This is a genomic window from Clavibacter phaseoli (genome assembly GCF_021922925.1).
Lineage (GTDB): Bacteria > Actinomycetota > Actinomycetes > Actinomycetales > Microbacteriaceae > Clavibacter > Clavibacter phaseoli.
Genome location: NZ_CP040786.1, coordinates 2,532,952 through 2,549,762 on the forward strand (window position 1 = coordinate 2,532,952; position 16,811 = coordinate 2,549,762).

Here is a 16,811-nt window from a genome sequence, read left to right on the forward strand (position 1 = left end):
CGTCAGGGGCTCATCCGACCGTCCCGTGGGCTCGTGCCACCTATCGCGCGATCATCGCTGCGCCGGCGACTCGGAGCGGGCGCTTCCGCCCTACCTCGCCAGGCGGGGGAACAGCGCCTCGGCGGCGGAGCGGTCCACCTCGCCCAGCCGCTCCGCCCCAGGGCCGTCATAGGCGTCCAGCTCGTGGTCGAAGCGCGCGCTCCATTCCGGGTCGGCGTACGGGAAGTCGCTTCCGTAGAGGATGTGACCCGGCTCCGCGAACGCGAGGAGCGACGGCAGGGACGTGGGCGACGCGGACAACGCGGTATCGAAGTAGAACTTGCGCAGTCCCGCCTGGATGCTCTCCGGGGTGGTGCCGGGGTTGAACATGGCGGCGGCGCTGAAGCGGCTGGCGGCGTAGGGCAGGAACCCGCCCGCGTGCGAGAGGATCACGCGCAGGTCCGGGTGCCGGTCGAACACGCCGTGGGCGACGAGGTCCACGGCGGTGCGCGTGGTGTCGAACGGGAAGTCCAGCAGCGCCGTCGGCATCCCCGGCAGCTGGGCGAGCGGGGGCGACGTGGGGTGCACGAAGACCACGGCCGAGCGTGCAGCGAGCTCCGCCCACAGCGGCTCGTAGGCGGGATCGCCGAGGTAGCGCCCGTTCGCGTTCGACAGCAGGAGCACACCGTCGGCGTGGAGCTCGTCGAGTGCCCGAACGGCCTCGGCGACCGCGCCGTCGAAGTCCGGCAGCGGCAGCACGGCGAAGTGCCCGAAGCGGTCCGGCCGTGACCGGACCAGCTCGGCCTGGTAGTCGTTCAGCTCGCGCGCGAGGGCGCGGGCCGCGGCATCGTCACCGATGTGGACGCCGGGTGCGCTGATGGACAGGATCCCGGTCTCGATGCCGGCCTCGTCCATCATCGCGATGGCCGCTTCGGGGTCCCATTCCGGCATCTGCCAGCCGCCTATCGTGCGCGGACCCTGTCGCGGTCCGGTGTCGCCGTTCGGCGCCCACGGATTCCACTGCGCGGATCCGCCTGACACGGCAGGGATCTCCCCCACTGACCCGGCCCCGCTCCCCATCGCCCGTTCTCCTGCCGCCTTCAGCGCCTCGAAGTAGATGGGCGGGAGCAGGTGCTGGTGGACATCGATCTTCCCTGGCATGTCGACAACCTCTCTGTTCTGTGTTCGTCAACGTCACGTGCATGTGAAGCGGGTCATCGTCGTGATGGCCCCCGGTCCGGCGGATCCGTGCTGCCGATCGCATCGCGGTCAGGCTGAGGGAGTGAGTGGAAGGAATTCCGAGCCGGTGCTGACGGCGGCGTGCTGGACGTGGGCGGGCGATGGCGCGGCCGCCGCGTGGGTCCCCGCCTGGCGACGCCGTGCCTCCATCGCGCGGTCCGCGGCTTCCCGACGGTTGCGGATGAGCATGGCCGCCAGGGTCAGCAGGATGCCCGCGACCGCCCAGATCCCCAGCCGGATGATCGGAGCGGTCACGGCCGCGCCGTCGAAGTACTGCACCGACCGCAGGAGATCGAGTGCGTCGCCTTGGGGGAAGACGTAGTAGAGGGCCTGGAAGAAGTCGTTGAGGACGTGGATGCCGAGCGGCCCACCGGAGGACGTGTTCCCCAGGATCACCAGGGCGAGCGTCATGGCCAGCGCGGCGATGGTGCCGCCGAGGGCGGCGACTCCCGTCACCGCTCCTCCGATGGCGACTCCCGTCAGCCAGAGGACCCCGAACACGGCCCACGGGCCGACGGTCACGGCATCCAGCGCAGAATCGATCCAGAGGGTGATCAAGGCGGCGAGCAGGCCGGCGTAGACGACGAGGACGACGCTGCGCTCGACGAACTTCGCCGCCGTGTCGACCGTGCCGAGGATGCGCCCGAACACCGTCGCGCCGAGAGCCGCGCCCAACCCCGCGAAGAGGATGGCGTAGAACTCGATCGATCCGACCGGGTCGTTCTCCGGCAGAGGGGCGAGATCGGTGGTCTGGTTCGTGGTCTGCGTCTTCGCCGCGATCGAGGCGGCGATGCCGGAGACCGCCTGGGCGACACCGCGGCCGCCGCCGCTGGCGATGTAGGTGGCGACCTGGCCGCCGGTACCCGGTGCGGGCAGGACGACAGCGCCGTCCACGTCACGGTCGAGCACGGCGGCCTGGGCCTCCTCTGCTGAGGACACCACGGTGAGCTCCAGCGACCCCTGCTGCTCGAGCGCGACGATCGTGTCGGCATCGCCGGTGACCGCGAGGTGGATGTTGTTGGGAGTCGGGTCGCCGAACGCGGTCGAGTAGCTGACCAGCATCGCCATGGCGAGGAGCAGGATCGCGACCCCGCCGAGGATCAGGTTCCGGTAGCGATGGATGGAGCCCGGCCCTTCCGACGTCAGCGCGCCCCCCGCGACCGCCGCCTCGAAGTCGGGGTGCTGCGGGGAGTCTCCGCGGTGAGGTGCCGTCTCGGTCACGTGGGTCATCATGTCCTTTACAATTGTCCAGTAGATGCCGACTGTACATAAGTGCTCGGGCTCTGGCAAGATGGGTGGATGACGCAAGGGACGAGCGCACCGGCGGCCGGGCCGTCCCGTGTGGACCCGCGGGTCACCCGCACCCGCTCCGCCCTGATCCAGGCGCTTACGGCCCTGGTGTCCGAGGCGCCGAAGGGCGAGGCGATCTCGATGAGCGCGGTGGCGCAGCGGGCGGGCTTCAGCCGGCAGGCGCTGCACAACCACTACGACAACGTCGGCGACCTCGCGACGGATGCCTGGATCAGCCGGCTCCTCGAGGACTGCCTGTCTCCCGCCGACGGCGCGGCGAACCTCGCGCAGGCGCTCACCGACGCGGTCCGGGAGCGTGGGATCGAACCGCTGCTGGCCGCCGGGCGAGCGGATCGCGAGTTCTTCGACAAGCTCCGGGCCATACCGCGAGGGGAGCGGGTCGCCGAGGTCATCGCGGCGGTGGTGACCACCTGGTTGATGGAGTCGGATCGCGATGACGCTCGGCCGGGGATCGCGCTCAGCGATGACGCCCGGACCTTCACGATCGGAGGGATGGTGGCGCTCGTCTCGACGTGGCAGATGGCCGATGCGCCACCGAGCACGGCCCAGCAGGTCGCGGCGCTCCGCGCGTTCGCCGCGGCCGCCGCGGCGGCCACCGCCGGCTGAACGGCGGAGTTCCTGCAGCCGCGGGCCGGACAGCCGCGGGCGGTGCCGCCGCCCCGCCCGGGCCACGGAGCCCGGGCGGGATGTGCGTCAGGCGTCGTAGGCGACGTAGTGCAGCTCGGCGTCCTGTCGCTCGTCGTGGAGCGTGACGTACGCCTGCGCGATGACGTCGGGCTCGGCATCCGGGCGGCCGCCGCCGATCAGCGCGGTGATGGCGACGAACGCCACGTAGACCCCGCGCTCCGCGAGGGCGGCGTGCAGGTTCAGCGTCCAGTTCCGCAGTCCCGCCGCGGCGATGTTGATGTTCCCGCGGGCCGGCGTCGGCGCGAGCGAGCCCCCGCCCGTGGTCACGAGGACCGTCCCGGAGCCGGCAGCGATCATGTCCGGCAGGACGGCGCCGATGGCGGCCACGGCACCGCCCAGGTAGAAGTCGATCTGCGGCTGCAGGTTCTCCATCGTCACGTCCACCGCGTCGACCGACTCCAGGGTCCGGTCCGCCGGGGAGAACTCGAGCACGTCGATCGGACCGAGCTCGTCGCGGATCGAGCGGAGCGCGTCCCTGATCGTGTCGGGCTCGTTGACGTCGGCCGTGAAGCCCCGAGCGCGGATCCCCTCGGCGGCCAGCGTGCGCGCCAGGCCATCCAGCTTCGAGCGGTCTCGGGCGACGAGGGCGACGTCGAAGCCCTTCCGCCCGAATGCGCGCGCGATCTCGAGGCCCAGTCCGGGTCCCGCTCCGATGATGGTGATGAGGGGCATGATGCGTCCTTCCCGTGGCGCGCTACCGAGCCACGCGTCCTGGTGCAGTAAGTTGAGTAGGTCCTCAAGTGCGCTCGAGCCTATGTTGAGGATGCCCTCAAGATCAAGTGGAGCCACCATGAGTCCTGCACCCGGCCTGCGCCGAGACGCTCAGGCGAACGTCGAGAAGCTGCGCGCTGCCGCCGTGGCGGTGTTCACCGCGCGAGGGCTGTCCGCTCCCCTGGAGGACATCGCCCGAGAAGCCGGCGTGAGCATCGGGACGCTCTACAACCGCATCGGTTCGCGGGACCAGCTCATCGACGCCGTCGTGCCGGACATCGCCGGCGCGAAGCTCGCGTCGCTCCGGGACCGGACCTTGGCCGAGGGCTCCCCGCGTGCGCAGCTGGAGACCTTCATCGCCGAGATGATCGATCTGCAACGCAGCGACCCGGCCATGAACGACGCGATGCTCCGCCGATATCCCGACGCGGTGCTCCTCATCAACGCGTGCGAACGATCCATGGCGCTCGGGGCGGAGCTCGTCGGGAACGCCCATGCCGCCGGCGTGCTCTCGCCGGATTTCACACCGGATGACCTCATGAGCGTGCTCTGGATGGCCGGGATGGCCAGCCACGACCCCACTGCCCCGGACGGGTGGCGTCGCGTCGTCGACCGCAGCGTCGCCGCGGCCTGGCTCGCCGGGGGCTGACGCCGGGTCGCTCTCAACATCGAGCGCGCCGACCTCGAGTAGATCCTCGACACGCCCGCCCTCCCGGCACTCCACGGACAGCAGCCAGCACCTCAAGCGACCCGGCAGGCCCCGAGAGACGTGACCACACTCCCTCACCTGACCGTCTAGTCGTCCGGGTGCAGGCTCGCGTCCGCCGGTCCAGTCCGCCACGCGGTGAAGCGAACGGTGAGGCCCTCCCGCGTCGGAGCGCAGCACATCGGGCCCGCGGTCACGGCGGCGTCGGCATCCAGGGGCGCGACGCGCACCAGCTGCCACGGCTCGTCGTCCACGCGCGCCCGGACCGTCAGCGCGTCACCGGAGCGACTCGCGCGGATCGTCACAAGACGGCCGTGCCAGGCAGGCACCGGTGCCAGCGACCAGTCGGACATCCCACGGGTGACGACTGCGCCGAGGCCGTCCTCGCCGTCGCTGCGCTCGACGCCGGCTTTGGTCCATGTGCTGTCGTCGACCTTGACGAAGATCCCGGCCTGGTCGAACTGGGCGGAGAAGTCGAGCAGGAACGACACCTCCATCGCCGCGCCCTGCTCGAGCGGTGTGAGGAGGGCGTGCTCCGTGTCATGCACGAAGCCGTAGGAGGTGGTGCGCCAAGCGTCGCTCCCCTCGACGGCCGTGACGCGGAGCCCGTCGTCGGCGATCTCCACGTGCGCGGGCGCGGTGGTCCAGGTGCCAGAGGTCCAGTCGATGTCGATCACGGGGCCGAGTGTACGCTCGTACACATGGCAACTGACCACTTCGCTGGAGACGACCGCAGCAACCGCGAGCGGATGCTCGCCGGCGACCTGTACATCGCCGACGATCCCGAGAGCGCTCGCATCGCCCAGCGCGCCGTCCGGCTCGCCGACGCCTACCACCGTGCCGCTGTCGAAGACGAGGCCGCCGCGCGTCCGCTGCTGGAGGAGCTCCTCGGGTCGCTCGGTTCGGATGCGTTCGTCAAGCCGCCGCTGTATGTCGACTACGGGGAGAACATCCGCATCGGCGCCCGGACCTTCGTCAACTACAACCTCACCGCTCTGGACGTCGCCGCGATCACCATCGGCGAGGACTGTCAGATCGGGCCGAACGTGCAGCTCCTCACGCCCACGCACCCCGTCGACCCGGGCCCTCGGCGCGACAAGCTCGAAGCGGCGCGCCCGATCACCATCGGCGACAACGTCTGGCTCGGCGGCGGCGTGATCGTCTGCCCCGGCGTCAGCATCGGCGATGACAGCGTCATCGGCGCCGGATCGGTCGTAAACCGCGACATCCCCGCCGGCGTGGTCGCCGTCGGGAACCCCGCCCGCGTCATCCGCGAGATCGAGCCCCGGGCATGACGGAGCCGGCTCGCGCCCGTTCACCCCGGCGATCGGATCCCAGCCGTCGGGACCGGATCGTCGAGGCGTGCCTCGACGTCATCGCCGACTTCGGAGTCGATGGGACGACGCATCGTCGGGTCGCCGCCGCGGCCGACGTACCGCTTGGCTCGATGACGTACCACTTCGACGGCATGGACGACCTGCTCCACGAGGCCTTCACGCTCTTCGCCGACCGCGTCGCCGAGCAGATGCGGCGCCGCATGAGCGACGCCAACACCATTGAGGAGACCGGATCTGCCGTGGTCGACGTCATCGTGCACGATCTCATGGGCACGCAGCGCGACCTCGTACTCACTCACGAGCTCTATACGCTCGCCGCCCGCCGACCCGAGTACCGGGCGATCACGCAAGCCTGGATGGCCCGCAGCCGCACCACCCTGGAACAGCACGTCGATCCGACCACCGCACGCATGCTCGACGCGCTCATCGAAGGCCTCAGCATCCACCGCGCACTCGACCCCGAGCCACCGGACCAGTCCTTCATCCGCGAAGCCGTGAAGCGCATCCTGCCCATTCCTCGCGATCCGACGGCACGGGATCGGTCGTCCCGATAGGGGATGGTTACCCGGACACCAAGTCGCGGACCGTTGAGCGGCGTAGCGTCAAGCGAACAGGGGCCACCGTGGCGTCGAGTCGACGCGAAGAAGCAGACCCCATGAGTCTCAGGTCCCAAGACATCCTTTGGTCGCCCACCGGCGCGCTCCTGCCCGCGGCGGCTCGCGCAACGGCGGGCGTGTACCGGCCTCACTTGACGCCGTTGCGGCTGACGCATCCGCAGTTCCTCGTGCTCCTGGTCCTAGGGCTGGGTCCGCCCCGCTCGGTCGTGGAGATCGGGCAGCTCCTGGCGCTGAGTCCGGGGACGATGACGCCGATGTTGAAGCGTCTCGAGCTCCTGGGCTTCATCAGCCGCTCGCGCGACGCCGCCAACGAGCGCCGACTCTCCGTGGCCTTGACTAACGCCGGCATCGCGCTCATCCCTGAGCTGCAGCAGATCCACGCGCGCGTGAAGCAGGTCATCGGCTTGAACAGCGTCGACCAGCAGCTGCTTCAGGAGTTCGTCGCCTCCATCCCGGTCGCCCCCACGGCGGTCTGACGCGACCTCAGGGGGCGCGGCGGAGGGTGTCGCTGGGTTTCTCGTCGAAGTGCGCGGCGTACTCCGCCGCGAATCGACCGAGGTTCCCGAAGCCCCAGGTCCGGGCGGCGTCCTTCACGGTGATCGAGCGTGGTGCTGCGGCGCGGAGCTGGTCGTGGACGCGTTGCAGCCGGATGTCTCGCAGGTACGCGGACGGCGTCATGCCGAGATGCCGTGCGGTCGCGAGCTGGAGGCTACGGGTGTGCATGCCGGCCGCGCGGGCAGCGTCGGCGGGGGTGATGGGCTCGTGCGCGTGGTGGTGCAGGTAGTCCAGCGCCTCACGTACCCGTGCCGCCTGCGGCAGGCGCAGCTCCGCCGGGACGGCCCACGCCTTCCAGGGGAACAGGCGGAGCAGCACCCGAGCGAGGGACATCTCCGCCGCGAACCGCATCAGCGGCGTCACGCTCACCCGCACGACCGCGCGCGTCATCACCGACACCGCGTCCCGCCATGCCGCCAACGCCCACGGGTTCGCGTCGGCGCGGTGGTCGAAGGACACGTGCCGGGCAGGCCCGTCGTGCCGTTCGGTCGCGATGTCCTCCAGGAACGCCGGCCCGAGGTGGATGAGGTGCTGTCGGTGCGCGCGGAAGTCCAGCCGGAAGGCCCGCTCGGTCGGCAGGAGGAAGGGTGCCTCGACGGTCCCGGCGCGCTGGTGGTCGCGCAGGTGCAGGCAGCCGCTGCCGGTGCGGAACCAGCCCACGACGTAGTCGGTGAGGTTGGGCACCTCGCCCCGGATCCGCCCCGACAGCTCCGAGGTGCGCAGCGACACCCGGTCGTTGCCGACGCTGGCGTACCGGTAGGAGAACGGGGAGTCCCCCGCGCTCGTGGCGAGGTCGCCGCCGTACGCGGCACGGTAGACATCGTCCGCCTCGCCGGTACACGCGCCGGCGTGCTCGGTGCGATGCTCGGTGCGGCTCGTGCCGGCGGGCATCGAGGTGCCAGTGCTGCTCGTGAAGAGCGACGGGCCGGTGGTTGTGGGTCCTGGCGGGGTCTGGGCCGGGTCGGTGCTGTACATGCTCGTACTTCTCTCGTGTCCTGCCCCCAGTACGACGCCCGTCATCGTGACCGCGCGGAGGGGGTAACCCTAAGGAGACGGGCGACGGCTCCGCGAGGTCATGAAGCGGACGTCAGTAGTTCGTGATCCTTCGTCCAGTGGCCTGCGCGCGGCCGACCCCCAGAACAGGGTCCGTGGGCACATCGTCGGGCTAAACGTGAAGCGAGCCCGCCGTGGGGACGGCGGGCTCGAGCCTGAGGGTCGCTTTCGGGTCGACACTCACATGGATCAGCACCATCGCTGCGATACCGGCCAGTGGAGACGGGGGTGCGTCGGCAGTGCGCACACCGGCCCGGGCAGACCGTGTGCAGCCACGAACGTAACGCCTGGTCCCCCAAAATGCGGACAAGCGCGTGGCATGGTCGCTGAGCGGACAGGGGCGAGGGTGAGGCCGGCGGGCTCGCGTCCGGGGGGACGCGGAGCCCGCCACCAGCGGGGTCTGGGCCGGCTTCATCAGGCACACGCGCGCGTCGGGGAACCCTCGGGGTGTCTCCCGTCGCACCAGACGGCACGAACGGAGCCGCAGCCGGGGTCATGGCCTTGGTTCGGAGGCGCCACCTCCGCCGGCCGTCGTTGAGCCGGACCCCTACGAAGTTATGAGGGCACAAACGAACCACCAAGGAGCACTCCCCCAACTCCCAGATCCACGTAATGACATCGTATGAGCGGGCCGCGAGAGCCGACCATCAGAGGACGACGGGCTCGCTACCGGGGAAATGTCGAGCCCGTCACCAGCGGGGTCCGGGCCGGCTACATCAGACCATGCGACACGCCCAGGACCCGTCATGGTCCCGAGGCGTTCGATCACTGTACTGCCGCCCCGATTGACTCCACCCTGCTCGAAGTGCGGTCAGGGCCGTGCTCGACCAGGGGGTTCACGTGCGCGCGCGAGAGCCCGACCCTTGCGACAAGGGCCGGGCGACCGGCGAGACACTCCCCCGAGGTCTCCAGCCGGTGCGCGTCGAGCACACCCGAAGTGCTCGACCGCCCTTCGACTTTACGAAGGTTTCCTCACTCGAGGAAGGGACGTGAACACCCCCATGACGAGGGACGGCAGGCACCAAGGCGAGCCACCCGAGAATGGGCTCATCGACGAGCTGACTCGTCTCGTCGACGTGGTGTGGTCGATCGACCCAGAAGCGAACGATCCAGTCTGGGCGGAGCTCGACGCCCGGCGCGCTAGATCGCGGGCCGGTAAGAAGCACGCGAAGCGCGTTCGGTAGAAGTCAGCCGGGTCACGCCTCATCGCGCGGACGGCGCCCGCCCCGCTCAGCCTGCTGGGCGTACCAGTCCCGGGTCTCGGCGCTGTCGAGCTTGTCGACGAGCACCATGGTGCGCCCCACGGAAGTCGTCCAGCAGCCTGCTGGACTGTTCGGCTCCGGTCGGGCCACGCCGCAGTGAAGGCGCGCACGTGAGAGAAGTTCGCGGGAAAAACCGTTCATCCAGGGGAACCGGCGGGGAGATCCTCGGCAGGCCGCGCCACGACGGCGCTCCCTGCGACTCTCGCACCTAGGCCGGCCCGACGTGCCGCCCCGGGACCGGGCTCGAGTACACGACGTGGGTCGTGATCCCGCCGAGGGCGGCGAGGCGGCCCGTGATGCGCTCGAGGTCGCGCATCGAGCGGGCGTGGACCTTGATGATGAAGCAGTCGGCGCCCGTGACGTGGTGGGCCTCGACGATCTCCGGCAGCTCGGCGACCAGCGCGTGGAACGGCCGGTAGTCGCCCGACGGGTACGCGAGGCGCACGAAGGCGGTGACGGCCCAGCCGAGGGCCTCGGGATCCACCGTGATGGAGTAGCCGGTGATGATGCCGCCCTCCGTGAGGCGACGCACCCGCTCGGCGGTCGCGCTGGCCGAGAGCGAGACGGCCCGTCCGAGCTGCGCGACGCTCATGCGGCCGTCGCCCTGCAGCTCGGCGATGATCGCGTGGTCGGTGGCGTCGAGGGTCAGCGGCGGATTCGTCGGCATGCGGCCGAACCTACCGGGCGATCCGCGGCGCGACGGCCCCGATGCCGCGGGACGTCCCTTCCTCGTCCCGGGCCCGGGCCGCTTCGATGGAGCGCATGCAGACGAGCCTCTCCGCGACCGACTTCTTCGCCGCCAAGCTGACCTTCGAGACCGACCCCGCCGACCTCGCCGCGGACCGCGCGCACGGCGCCGCGCCGCTCGTGGTCGACGTCCGCTCCGATGCGTCCTGGGCGCAGGGGCGGATCCCGGGAGCCGTCCACATCCCCGGCGCGGAGCTCGCGGCACGCGCGGCCGCCGAGCTGCCCGACCGTGACGCCCGGATCGTCGTCTACTGCTGGGGCCCCGGCTGCAATGGCAGCACGCGTGCGGCCCTCGCGCTCGCGACGCTCGGCTACACGCGCGTGCAGGAGCTGATCGGCGGGTTCGAGTACTGGGCGCGCGAGGGGTTCGCGGTGGTCGCGGACGCCGGGCGGACGCGCCGCGAGCCGGATCCGCTGACGGCGCCGGTCGGCTGACGCGGGGGGTCAGCCGGCGACGGGCGCCGCGTCCGCGACGGCCGCCACGGCCTCGACCGCCAGCTCCGCGAGCCGATGGTCGCGCTCCTCCTCGTGGGCCGTGATGGTCATGACCGCGTCACGGGATCCGTCGACCAGCACGTACTGGCCGTAGCGGCCGTCGAGGCGCCAGGCGTCGCCGGGTCCGTCCCAGGTGGCGAGGCCGTAGCGGGCGAAGGGCGCGTGCGGATCGTCGTCGCCGGTCGCGACCCAGGATCCGTGCATCCGGTCGACCCACTCCGCGCTCACGAGCTGCCGGCCCTCCCACGCGCCCCGGTCGCGGAGCAGCCGACCGATGCGCGCGAGCTCGCCGGTGCGCAGCTCCAGGCCGCTGCCGCCCACGACGAAGCCGAGCGGGCAGCGGTGCCACTGCGGGTCGTCGATGCCGAGCGGGGTGAACAGGCGCGGGAGGAGCCAGTCGCGCACGTCGCCGACCGCGGCGGCGAGCATCCGCATGGCGACGTAGGGGCTCGCGTCGCTGTACCGGAAGGCGCGGCCGCGGCTCGGGCGCCCGAGCATCGCCTGCGCGAGGTCGGGGCCGGGCACGGGCTCGTCACCGAACCACGCGAGGTCGATGCCGCTGGTCATGGTGAGGAGGTGCTCGACGGTGACCTCCTCGACGCCCGGGCCGAGGTCGAGGTCGGGCAGCAGCTCGGGGACGCGGGTGCCGAGCGAGAGGATCCCCTCGTCCACGGCGATGCCGACGGCGAGCGCGACCACGCCCTTGGACACCGAGTAGAGGTTCTCGCGGTCGTCGCTGCGCCAGCGGTGCGCGGCCTCGTCGTCGCCGATCCGCACGACCGCGCCGTACGCGCCCAGCCGCTCGCGGTCGATGCCCTCGACGAGGCGGGCGAGGGCGTCGGCGGCGGTGCTCATGGATCCAGTGTGGCGCGGGGCCAGGGGCTTCCGCAGGCGGGGGAACCGTGCGAGGGTGGCGGCTCGGCACACGGCAGGGGGACGGCATGCGGCTCGCGACGCGCATCACCATCGGGATCCTGGCGGCCGAGCTCGTCGCCCTCGCGGTGCTGCTGGTGATCGCCGACCGGTCGGAGGACATGGGCTGGCCCGGGCTCGGCATGGACCACTGGGTCGTCGGCCTCGGCTTCGCCCTGCCCCCGCTCGTCGTGCTGACGGCGGTCGCGCTGGTGCTGCTAGCGGGCACGCGGATCGCCGTGGCGGAGGTCGGGGCGTGGCGCGGGCGACGTCGCGAGCAGGGCGCCGAGGGCGCCTGACCTCAGCCGCGGGCGACCAGCGCCGCGAGGCGATCGAGGTCCTCCGCGACGAGCGCCGCGTCCTCAGCGAAGGCGACGTCTGTCGTGCCCGGTCGGCGGAAGAGGGTGAAGACGACCTCGCTGCCGGCTTCGTTGGGGAGGACGCGAAGTGGGTTGCGGACCACGGTGCCGTCGGGGAGCGTCACGTCGTGGTCGAGGATCCCGAGCTCGCGCGGGCCCGTGAACGCGATCTCGACGGCGCCCATCGGCGAGTCCGACAGCCAGCGCCCGCCCTCGAGCCGGATCCCCGAGCTGACGCCCGCCGCCCACTCGGGCAGCCGCGCCGGATCCCCCGCGACGGCCACCACGGACGCCACGTCGGCGTCGACGGAACGGGTGATGTGCAGCGCGGGCCAGGTCACGATCCGACGCTACCGGCCGGCGGTACGACCGCGGGAGGCGGATCCGCCGCGGGCGCCCACGGCCGCAGCACCGCGTCGCCCACCTACACGGGCCCGTCGGTCGCGTCGTCGAAGCGGTCGCGGGCCGCCTCGATCGCGGGCATGTGCTGGGACGCCCAGGCGAGGAGCACGTCGACGGGCGCGCGCATCGTCTTGCCGAGCGGCGTGATGCGGTACTCGACCGCCAGCGGCCGGGTGCCGAGCACGACCCGCTCGACGATGCCGTTCCGCTCGAGCCGGCGGAGCGTCGTCGTGAGGGACTTCTGCGTCACCGCGGGGATCACCCGGCGCAGCTCGGCGAAGCGGGTCGGCCGTTCGCACAGCCGGTCGAGCACGGCGAGCGACCACCGGTCGAGCACCTGGTCGAGCAGCTCGCGGTGCGGCGCGCTGATCGCGAGCCGGTCGGCGGGGTCGTGGGGCGGGTGGGCGGCGTGCGTCGCGGTATCCGTCACGACACCCAGTCTCGTGGAAGCGACCGCCCGTCACCGGGTATCCAGGAGATGCCGGTCCGATCCGCGGCCGCGCAGACACCCGAAGGAGCCCCGTGCCCGTCGTCCTCTCCTCACCCGCCGGCCTCATGCAGCCGGTCACGTACCACCACGTCGCCGTCGCGACCGGCGGCCGCCAGGTGCACGTGGCCGGGCAGATCGCGCGCACGGCCGACGGATCCGCCGTGTCGCCCGACGACCTCGCGGGCCAGGTCGCGCAGGCCCTCCGCAACGCGCACGCCGGCCTCGCGAGCGCGGGCGCGGGGTTCGGCGACGTCGTGCGGCTCACCTTCTACGTCACGCGCTGGACGCCCGATCGGATGGGCGCGTTCCTCGCGGGCGTCGAGTCGGTCGCGGAGGAGCTGGGGCTCCCGAGCCCGATGCCGCCCGCGTCGCTCATCGGCGTGGAGATCCTGTTCGAGCCGGACGTGCTCGTGGAGGTGGAGGCGACCGCGGTGCTCGACTGACGCGGGATCTCAGTCGCGCGCGTCGACCGCCGCCCGCGCGTACGCCCGCCGCCGCGCCTTGCCGGCGTCGTCCCGCACGGGCGTCCGGGTGAGGCGCACGGCGGCCGGGCGGCGCTCCGCGTCGAGCCGGGCGCGGGCCCAGGAGAGCAGCTCGGCGGCGTCGACCTCCGCGTCCGCGACGTCGACCACGGCCTCGACGCGCTGGCCGAGGTCGTCGTCCGGCACGCCGAACGCGACCGCGCCGCGCACAGCCGGGTGCTGCTCGAGCACGCGCTCGACCTCGGCGGGGTGCACGTTGACGCCGCCCCGCAGGATCACGTCGTCGGCGCGGTCGAGCACGAACACGTACCCCTCGGCGTCCACGCGCCCGAGGTCGCCGAGCGTGTCCCAGCCGTCGGGGGTGCGGGCGGATCCGGCGCCGAGGTACGCGTAGGCCGGCCCGCCGTCGCGGCGCATCCAGATCCGGCCGACCTCGCCCGCGGGCAGCTCGCGACCCTCGGCCGAGCGGATCGACACGGCCGTGCCCGCCCCGGGCCGCCCGACGCTGCCCGGGTGCCGTAGCCACTCGTCGCCGCGGATGGTGAGGATCCCGTTCGACTCGCTCCCCGCGTAGACCTCGACGAGCCGCTCGGGCCCGATCCAGTCCATGGTCGCGCGCTTCACGCCGGGCGGGCACGGGGCGCCCAGGTGCAGCACGGTGCGGAGGCTCGACAGGTCGGCCGCGCGCCGCTCGTCGTCGGGGAGGCGGAGCAGGCGATGCAGCATCGTCGGCACGAGCAGCGTCCACGTGATCCGATGCTCGGCGATCGCGGCCAGCACCCGTCGCTCGTCGAAGCGCGGCAGGAGCACGAGCGCGTGGCCCGTCATGAGGCCGCGGAACGCGTAGGTGAACGCGGCCGAGTGGGTGAGCGGCGCCGTGACCAGCTGCACCTGGTCGAGCGGGAGGTACGGCGCCACGGGGAGCGTCGGATCCAGCAGCGCGGGAGCGGTGGTCGCGACGACCTTGGGGCGGCCGGTGGATCCCGACGAGGTCGGCGCCTTCCAGCTGCGCGCCCAGGCGTCGGGCAGCGGTCCGTCGTCGAGCCCGGCCGGCGGCACCCAGCCGGCGGGCACGGACGGGACGCCATTCCGGGTGGACTCGGCGCCGACCACGAGCGCGGGCCGGGCGAGGTCCTCGACGTGCGCGCGCTCCTCGGCGGAGAGCCCGGTCGACATCGGCTGCGGCGTCGCGCCGGCCTTCCACACGGCCGCGCACACCACGACCATCTCGCGGGTGTTCGGCAGCGCGATCGCGACCCGGTCGTCCTGGCCCACGCCGAGGTCCGCGTAGGCACGCGCCAGCCGGTTCGACGCCCGGTCGAGCTCGCGCGCGGTGAGCGCCCCGGCGTCGTCGCGCACGACGACGCGGTCGGGATCCGCGTCAGCGAGACCCGAGATGATCCGCGAGATCGACTGCCTGGCCACCGTCGCCCTCCGTCCCCGTCGCCCGGTAGAACGCCTCGTGCTGGCGGGCCACGTCGTCCCAGTCGTGGGACGCGGCGAGCGCGCGGCCCCCCGCCGGGTCGGGCGCGCGCCCGTCGAGCGCCGCGGCGAGGGCGTCGGCCGCGCCCGCCGGATCCGTCGCGAACAGCACGGACGACCCGAACACCTCGCGCAGCACGGGCAGGTCGCGCGCGACCACGGGCACCCCCGCGGCGAGCGCCTCCATCGCGGCGAGGCCGAAGCCCTCCTTGGTCGAGAGGAACGCGAGCGCGCCGGCCGCGGCGACGAGCGGCGGGACGTCGGGGTCGTCGACGACCCCGAGGATCACCGGCCGGATCCCCAGCTCGGCGGCGCGCGCGTCGAACGCCTCGCGGTACGCCCGGTAGTCGAACAGCGTCTCGCCGCCGCCGAACACGAGCCGGAGGCCGGGCCGCGACGCACGGAGCAGCGCGAACGCCTCGAGCAGGTCGACGCTGCCCTTCCGCGGCTCGATGCCGCCGAGCGCGAGCACGTAGTCGCCATCCACGCCGTGCTCGCGCAGCGCGGCGCGCATCCGGTCGCGGTCCTCGGCGCCCGCGGGACCCGCCGCCGCCCGGAAGCGCGCGCCGTCGACGCCGTTCGGGATCACCGTGGGCACCAGGCCCCAGCCCGCCTCGACCTCCGCGGCGACGGCGGCGGACACGCACAGCCGCGCGATCGGCTCCCGCACGGCGGCGTCGTGGCAGCGCACGAGCTCCGGCGTCGTGAACTCGTCGAGGTGGTGGATCGTGCGGATGCAGGGCCCGGCCGCGTTCGCCGAGATGCAGTCCTGCGCGTGCACGACGTCGTAGGCCTCGGCCTGGCGCGCGGCGGCGAAGGCCGCGCGCATGGTCGCGATCGAGCGGACGATGCGCTCGCCCACCGTCTCGTCGTCGCGCGCGGCGAACGGCACCACGCGGATCCGCACGGCCGGGTCGACCTCGCGGAAGAATGCGCGGTCGCCGCCGCGCCCCAGCGTCCAGACGACGACGTCGTGCCCGCGCCGGGCGAGCGCCTCCGCGAGGGCGAGCGTGTGCACCACCCCGCCGCGCGGCTTGGTGGAGTAGGTCAGCAGGGCGATCCGCACGGGGCGCTCCTCGGGTGGGTCGGCGGGCGGCGGGTCGGGGTCGGGGATCGGCGGGTCAGCCGGCGGCGGGCGCGGGCGTCGGCGCGTAGGCCGCCGGCACCCGGTCGCGCAGGTGGTGCATCGTGCGCCGGGCGCGGGCGATGTCCGACGACGCGTCCGCGGTCGTGACGGCCAGGCCGCCCTTCGCCCACGTCTTCGCGACGATCTCGCCGGCGGGATCCACGACCTTCGCCTGCCCCAGGAACCGCAGGCCCCCGAGCACGCCGGTCTGGTTCGACGACACGAGGTAGAGCTGGTTCTCGGCCGCGCGCGAGCAGTCGTAGAGGTCGAAGAGGTGCGCCTGCCGGTCGTTGCGGAGCCGGTCGGAGCGGTCGGTGACGCTGGCCGGCCACGCGCTCAGGCACGCGAGGATCTCGGCACCGTCGAGCGCGAGCGTGCGCGCCGACTCCGGGAAGGTCTTGTCGAAGTCGATCATCATGCCGACGCGCCCCACGGGGGTGTCGAACGCCGCGAACGCGGATCCGGCCCTGTACGCCTCCGACTCCCCGAGCGGCAGGTGCACCTTGCGGTGCGTGCCGAGGACCCGACCGCCCTGCACGCAGACGGCGCTGTTGTACCGGATCTCCTCGCCGCCCTCGAGCGCGCGCTCCGCGACCCCGAAGCACACCGTCATGTCGCCGGCCATCTCGGTCACGGCCCGCACCTCCGGGCCGTCCAGCTCCACGGCGGGCGGGAGCGCATCCGGCCCCGGGTGCTCCATGTCGAGCAGGTAGCCGCCGATGGTCGCGTCCGGGAGCACCAGCAGATCGACGCCGCGCTCGCGGGCCTGGTCGATCATGCCGGGGAGCTTGGCGAGCGTCCGCTCGACGTCGCGCCCGAAGTGCGCCGCGACCGCCCCCATCGTGATCTCGGCCATGGC

Annotated in this window: 20 protein-coding genes; 8 read left to right on the forward strand and 12 right to left on the reverse strand. The window is 72.6% G+C overall.

The window, feature by feature from the left end; translation table 11 throughout:
- Positions 1 to 90: 90 nt before the first annotated feature.
- Together FGI33_RS11875 and FGI33_RS11880 are read right to left on the reverse strand one after the other, a co-directional pair.
- Positions 91 to 1,140 (reverse strand): amidohydrolase family protein, encoded by a 1,050-nt coding sequence (locus FGI33_RS11875; RefSeq protein WP_119434311.1) that lies wholly within the window; start codon positions 1,138 to 1,140, stop codon positions 91 to 93.
- Between the two features lie 108 nt (positions 1,141 to 1,248).
- Entirely contained in the window at positions 1,249 to 2,439 is a 1,191-nt protein-coding gene (locus FGI33_RS11880; protein WP_147359338.1) for an ABC-2 transporter permease, read from the reverse strand.
- Between the two features lie 51 nt (positions 2,440 to 2,490).
- Here FGI33_RS11880 and FGI33_RS11885 point away from each other — a divergent pair, with 51 nt between their 5' ends.
- Positions 2,491 to 3,135, forward strand: coding sequence for a TetR/AcrR family transcriptional regulator (locus tag FGI33_RS11885; protein WP_237581940.1), 645 nt, complete (start codon positions 2,491 to 2,493; stop codon positions 3,133 to 3,135).
- 87 nt (positions 3,136 to 3,222) lie between these two features.
- Here the strand turns inward: FGI33_RS11885 and FGI33_RS11890 are convergent, their stop codons facing one another.
- On the reverse strand, positions 3,223 to 3,888 hold the full coding sequence (locus tag FGI33_RS11890; protein WP_119434250.1) for an SDR family NAD(P)-dependent oxidoreductase: 666 nt from the start codon (positions 3,886 to 3,888) through the stop codon (positions 3,223 to 3,225).
- 118 nt (positions 3,889 to 4,006) lie between these two features.
- Here FGI33_RS11890 and FGI33_RS11895 point away from each other — a divergent pair, with 118 nt between their 5' ends.
- A complete protein-coding gene (locus FGI33_RS11895; protein WP_119434251.1) occupies positions 4,007 to 4,576 on the forward strand; it encodes a TetR/AcrR family transcriptional regulator in 570 nt (189 codons plus the stop codon).
- Positions 4,577 to 4,722: 146 nt separating this feature from the next.
- On the opposite strand, the gene FGI33_RS11900 is transcribed toward FGI33_RS11895, so the two are convergent.
- Positions 4,723 to 5,310: a DUF1349 domain-containing protein gene (locus FGI33_RS11900; protein WP_119434252.1), complete on the reverse strand. Its 588-nt coding sequence runs from the start codon at positions 5,308 to 5,310 to the stop codon at positions 4,723 to 4,725.
- Between the two features lie 24 nt (positions 5,311 to 5,334).
- Between FGI33_RS11900 and FGI33_RS11905 the strand changes: the two genes are divergently transcribed.
- The 3 genes from FGI33_RS11905 to FGI33_RS11915 all read left to right on the forward strand — a co-directional run bounded on the left by FGI33_RS11905 (position 5,335) and on the right by FGI33_RS11915 (position 7,063).
- Entirely contained in the window at positions 5,335 to 5,928 is a 594-nt protein-coding gene (locus tag FGI33_RS11905) for a sugar O-acetyltransferase (RefSeq protein WP_119434253.1), read from the forward strand.
- A complete protein-coding gene (locus FGI33_RS11910) occupies positions 5,925 to 6,524 on the forward strand; it encodes a TetR/AcrR family transcriptional regulator (RefSeq protein WP_119434254.1) in 600 nt (199 codons plus the stop codon). Before FGI33_RS11905 ends, FGI33_RS11910 begins: the two co-directional genes overlap by 4 nt.
- 101 nt (positions 6,525 to 6,625) lie before the next feature.
- Positions 6,626 to 7,063: a MarR family winged helix-turn-helix transcriptional regulator gene (locus FGI33_RS11915; RefSeq protein WP_119434255.1), complete on the forward strand. Its 438-nt coding sequence runs from the start codon at positions 6,626 to 6,628 to the stop codon at positions 7,061 to 7,063.
- A 7-nt stretch (positions 7,064 to 7,070) separates the two neighbouring features.
- On the opposite strand, the gene FGI33_RS11920 is transcribed toward FGI33_RS11915, so the two are convergent.
- Both FGI33_RS11920 and FGI33_RS11925 read right to left on the reverse strand, forming a co-directional pair.
- Entirely contained in the window at positions 7,071 to 8,117 is a 1,047-nt protein-coding gene (locus tag FGI33_RS11920) for a helix-turn-helix transcriptional regulator (protein ID WP_147359334.1), read from the reverse strand.
- A 1,548-nt stretch (positions 8,118 to 9,665) separates the two neighbouring features.
- Positions 9,666 to 10,124 carry an Lrp/AsnC family transcriptional regulator gene (locus FGI33_RS11925; protein WP_053773426.1) on the reverse strand — a complete coding sequence of 153 codons (459 nt, stop codon included), beginning with the start codon at positions 10,122 to 10,124 and terminating at the stop codon, positions 9,666 to 9,668.
- 86 nt (positions 10,125 to 10,210) lie between these two features.
- Here FGI33_RS11925 and FGI33_RS11930 point away from each other — a divergent pair, with 86 nt between their 5' ends.
- Entirely contained in the window at positions 10,211 to 10,639 is a 429-nt protein-coding gene (locus FGI33_RS11930) for a rhodanese-like domain-containing protein (RefSeq protein WP_119434258.1), read from the forward strand.
- A 9-nt stretch (positions 10,640 to 10,648) separates the two neighbouring features.
- Here FGI33_RS11930 and FGI33_RS11935 read toward each other — a convergent pair whose 3' ends face one another.
- On the reverse strand, positions 10,649 to 11,554 hold the full coding sequence (locus FGI33_RS11935; RefSeq protein WP_119434259.1) for a serine hydrolase domain-containing protein: 906 nt from the start codon (positions 11,552 to 11,554) through the stop codon (positions 10,649 to 10,651).
- Between the two features lie 86 nt (positions 11,555 to 11,640).
- Here FGI33_RS11935 and FGI33_RS11940 point away from each other — a divergent pair, with 86 nt between their 5' ends.
- Positions 11,641 to 11,910 carry a hypothetical protein gene (locus FGI33_RS11940; protein WP_119434260.1) on the forward strand — a complete coding sequence of 90 codons (270 nt, stop codon included), beginning with the start codon at positions 11,641 to 11,643 and terminating at the stop codon, positions 11,908 to 11,910.
- 2 nt (positions 11,911 to 11,912) lie between these two features.
- On the opposite strand, the gene FGI33_RS11945 is transcribed toward FGI33_RS11940, so the two are convergent.
- Positions 11,913 to 12,311, reverse strand: a complete 399-nt coding sequence (locus FGI33_RS11945; RefSeq protein ID WP_119434261.1) for an SRPBCC family protein — start codon at positions 12,309 to 12,311, stop codon at positions 11,913 to 11,915.
- 83 nt (positions 12,312 to 12,394) lie between these two features.
- Positions 12,395 to 12,802: a winged helix-turn-helix transcriptional regulator gene (locus tag FGI33_RS11950; RefSeq protein WP_086515024.1), complete on the reverse strand. Its 408-nt coding sequence runs from the start codon at positions 12,800 to 12,802 to the stop codon at positions 12,395 to 12,397.
- A gap of 92 nt (positions 12,803 to 12,894) precedes the next feature.
- Between FGI33_RS11950 and FGI33_RS11955 the strand changes: the two genes are divergently transcribed.
- On the forward strand, positions 12,895 to 13,305 hold the full coding sequence (locus tag FGI33_RS11955) for a RidA family protein (RefSeq protein ID WP_220453060.1): 411 nt from the start codon (positions 12,895 to 12,897) through the stop codon (positions 13,303 to 13,305).
- Positions 13,306 to 13,314: 9 nt separating this feature from the next.
- On the opposite strand, the gene FGI33_RS11960 is transcribed toward FGI33_RS11955, so the two are convergent.
- From FGI33_RS11960 to FGI33_RS11970, 3 genes are read right to left on the reverse strand one after another with little or no spacing between them, the layout of a single operon-like run.
- Positions 13,315 to 14,769, reverse strand: coding sequence for an AMP-binding protein (locus FGI33_RS11960; protein WP_237581941.1), 1,455 nt, complete (start codon positions 14,767 to 14,769; stop codon positions 13,315 to 13,317).
- A complete protein-coding gene (locus tag FGI33_RS11965; protein ID WP_237581942.1) occupies positions 14,726 to 15,892 on the reverse strand; it encodes an MSMEG_0565 family glycosyltransferase in 1,167 nt (388 codons plus the stop codon). The genes FGI33_RS11960 and FGI33_RS11965 overlap by 44 nt, the downstream gene beginning before the upstream one ends.
- Before the next feature lie 55 nt (positions 15,893 to 15,947).
- Positions 15,948 to 16,808, reverse strand: a complete 861-nt coding sequence (locus FGI33_RS11970; RefSeq protein WP_119435425.1) for a carbon-nitrogen hydrolase family protein — start codon at positions 16,806 to 16,808, stop codon at positions 15,948 to 15,950.
- Positions 16,809 to 16,811 lie beyond the last annotated feature (3 nt).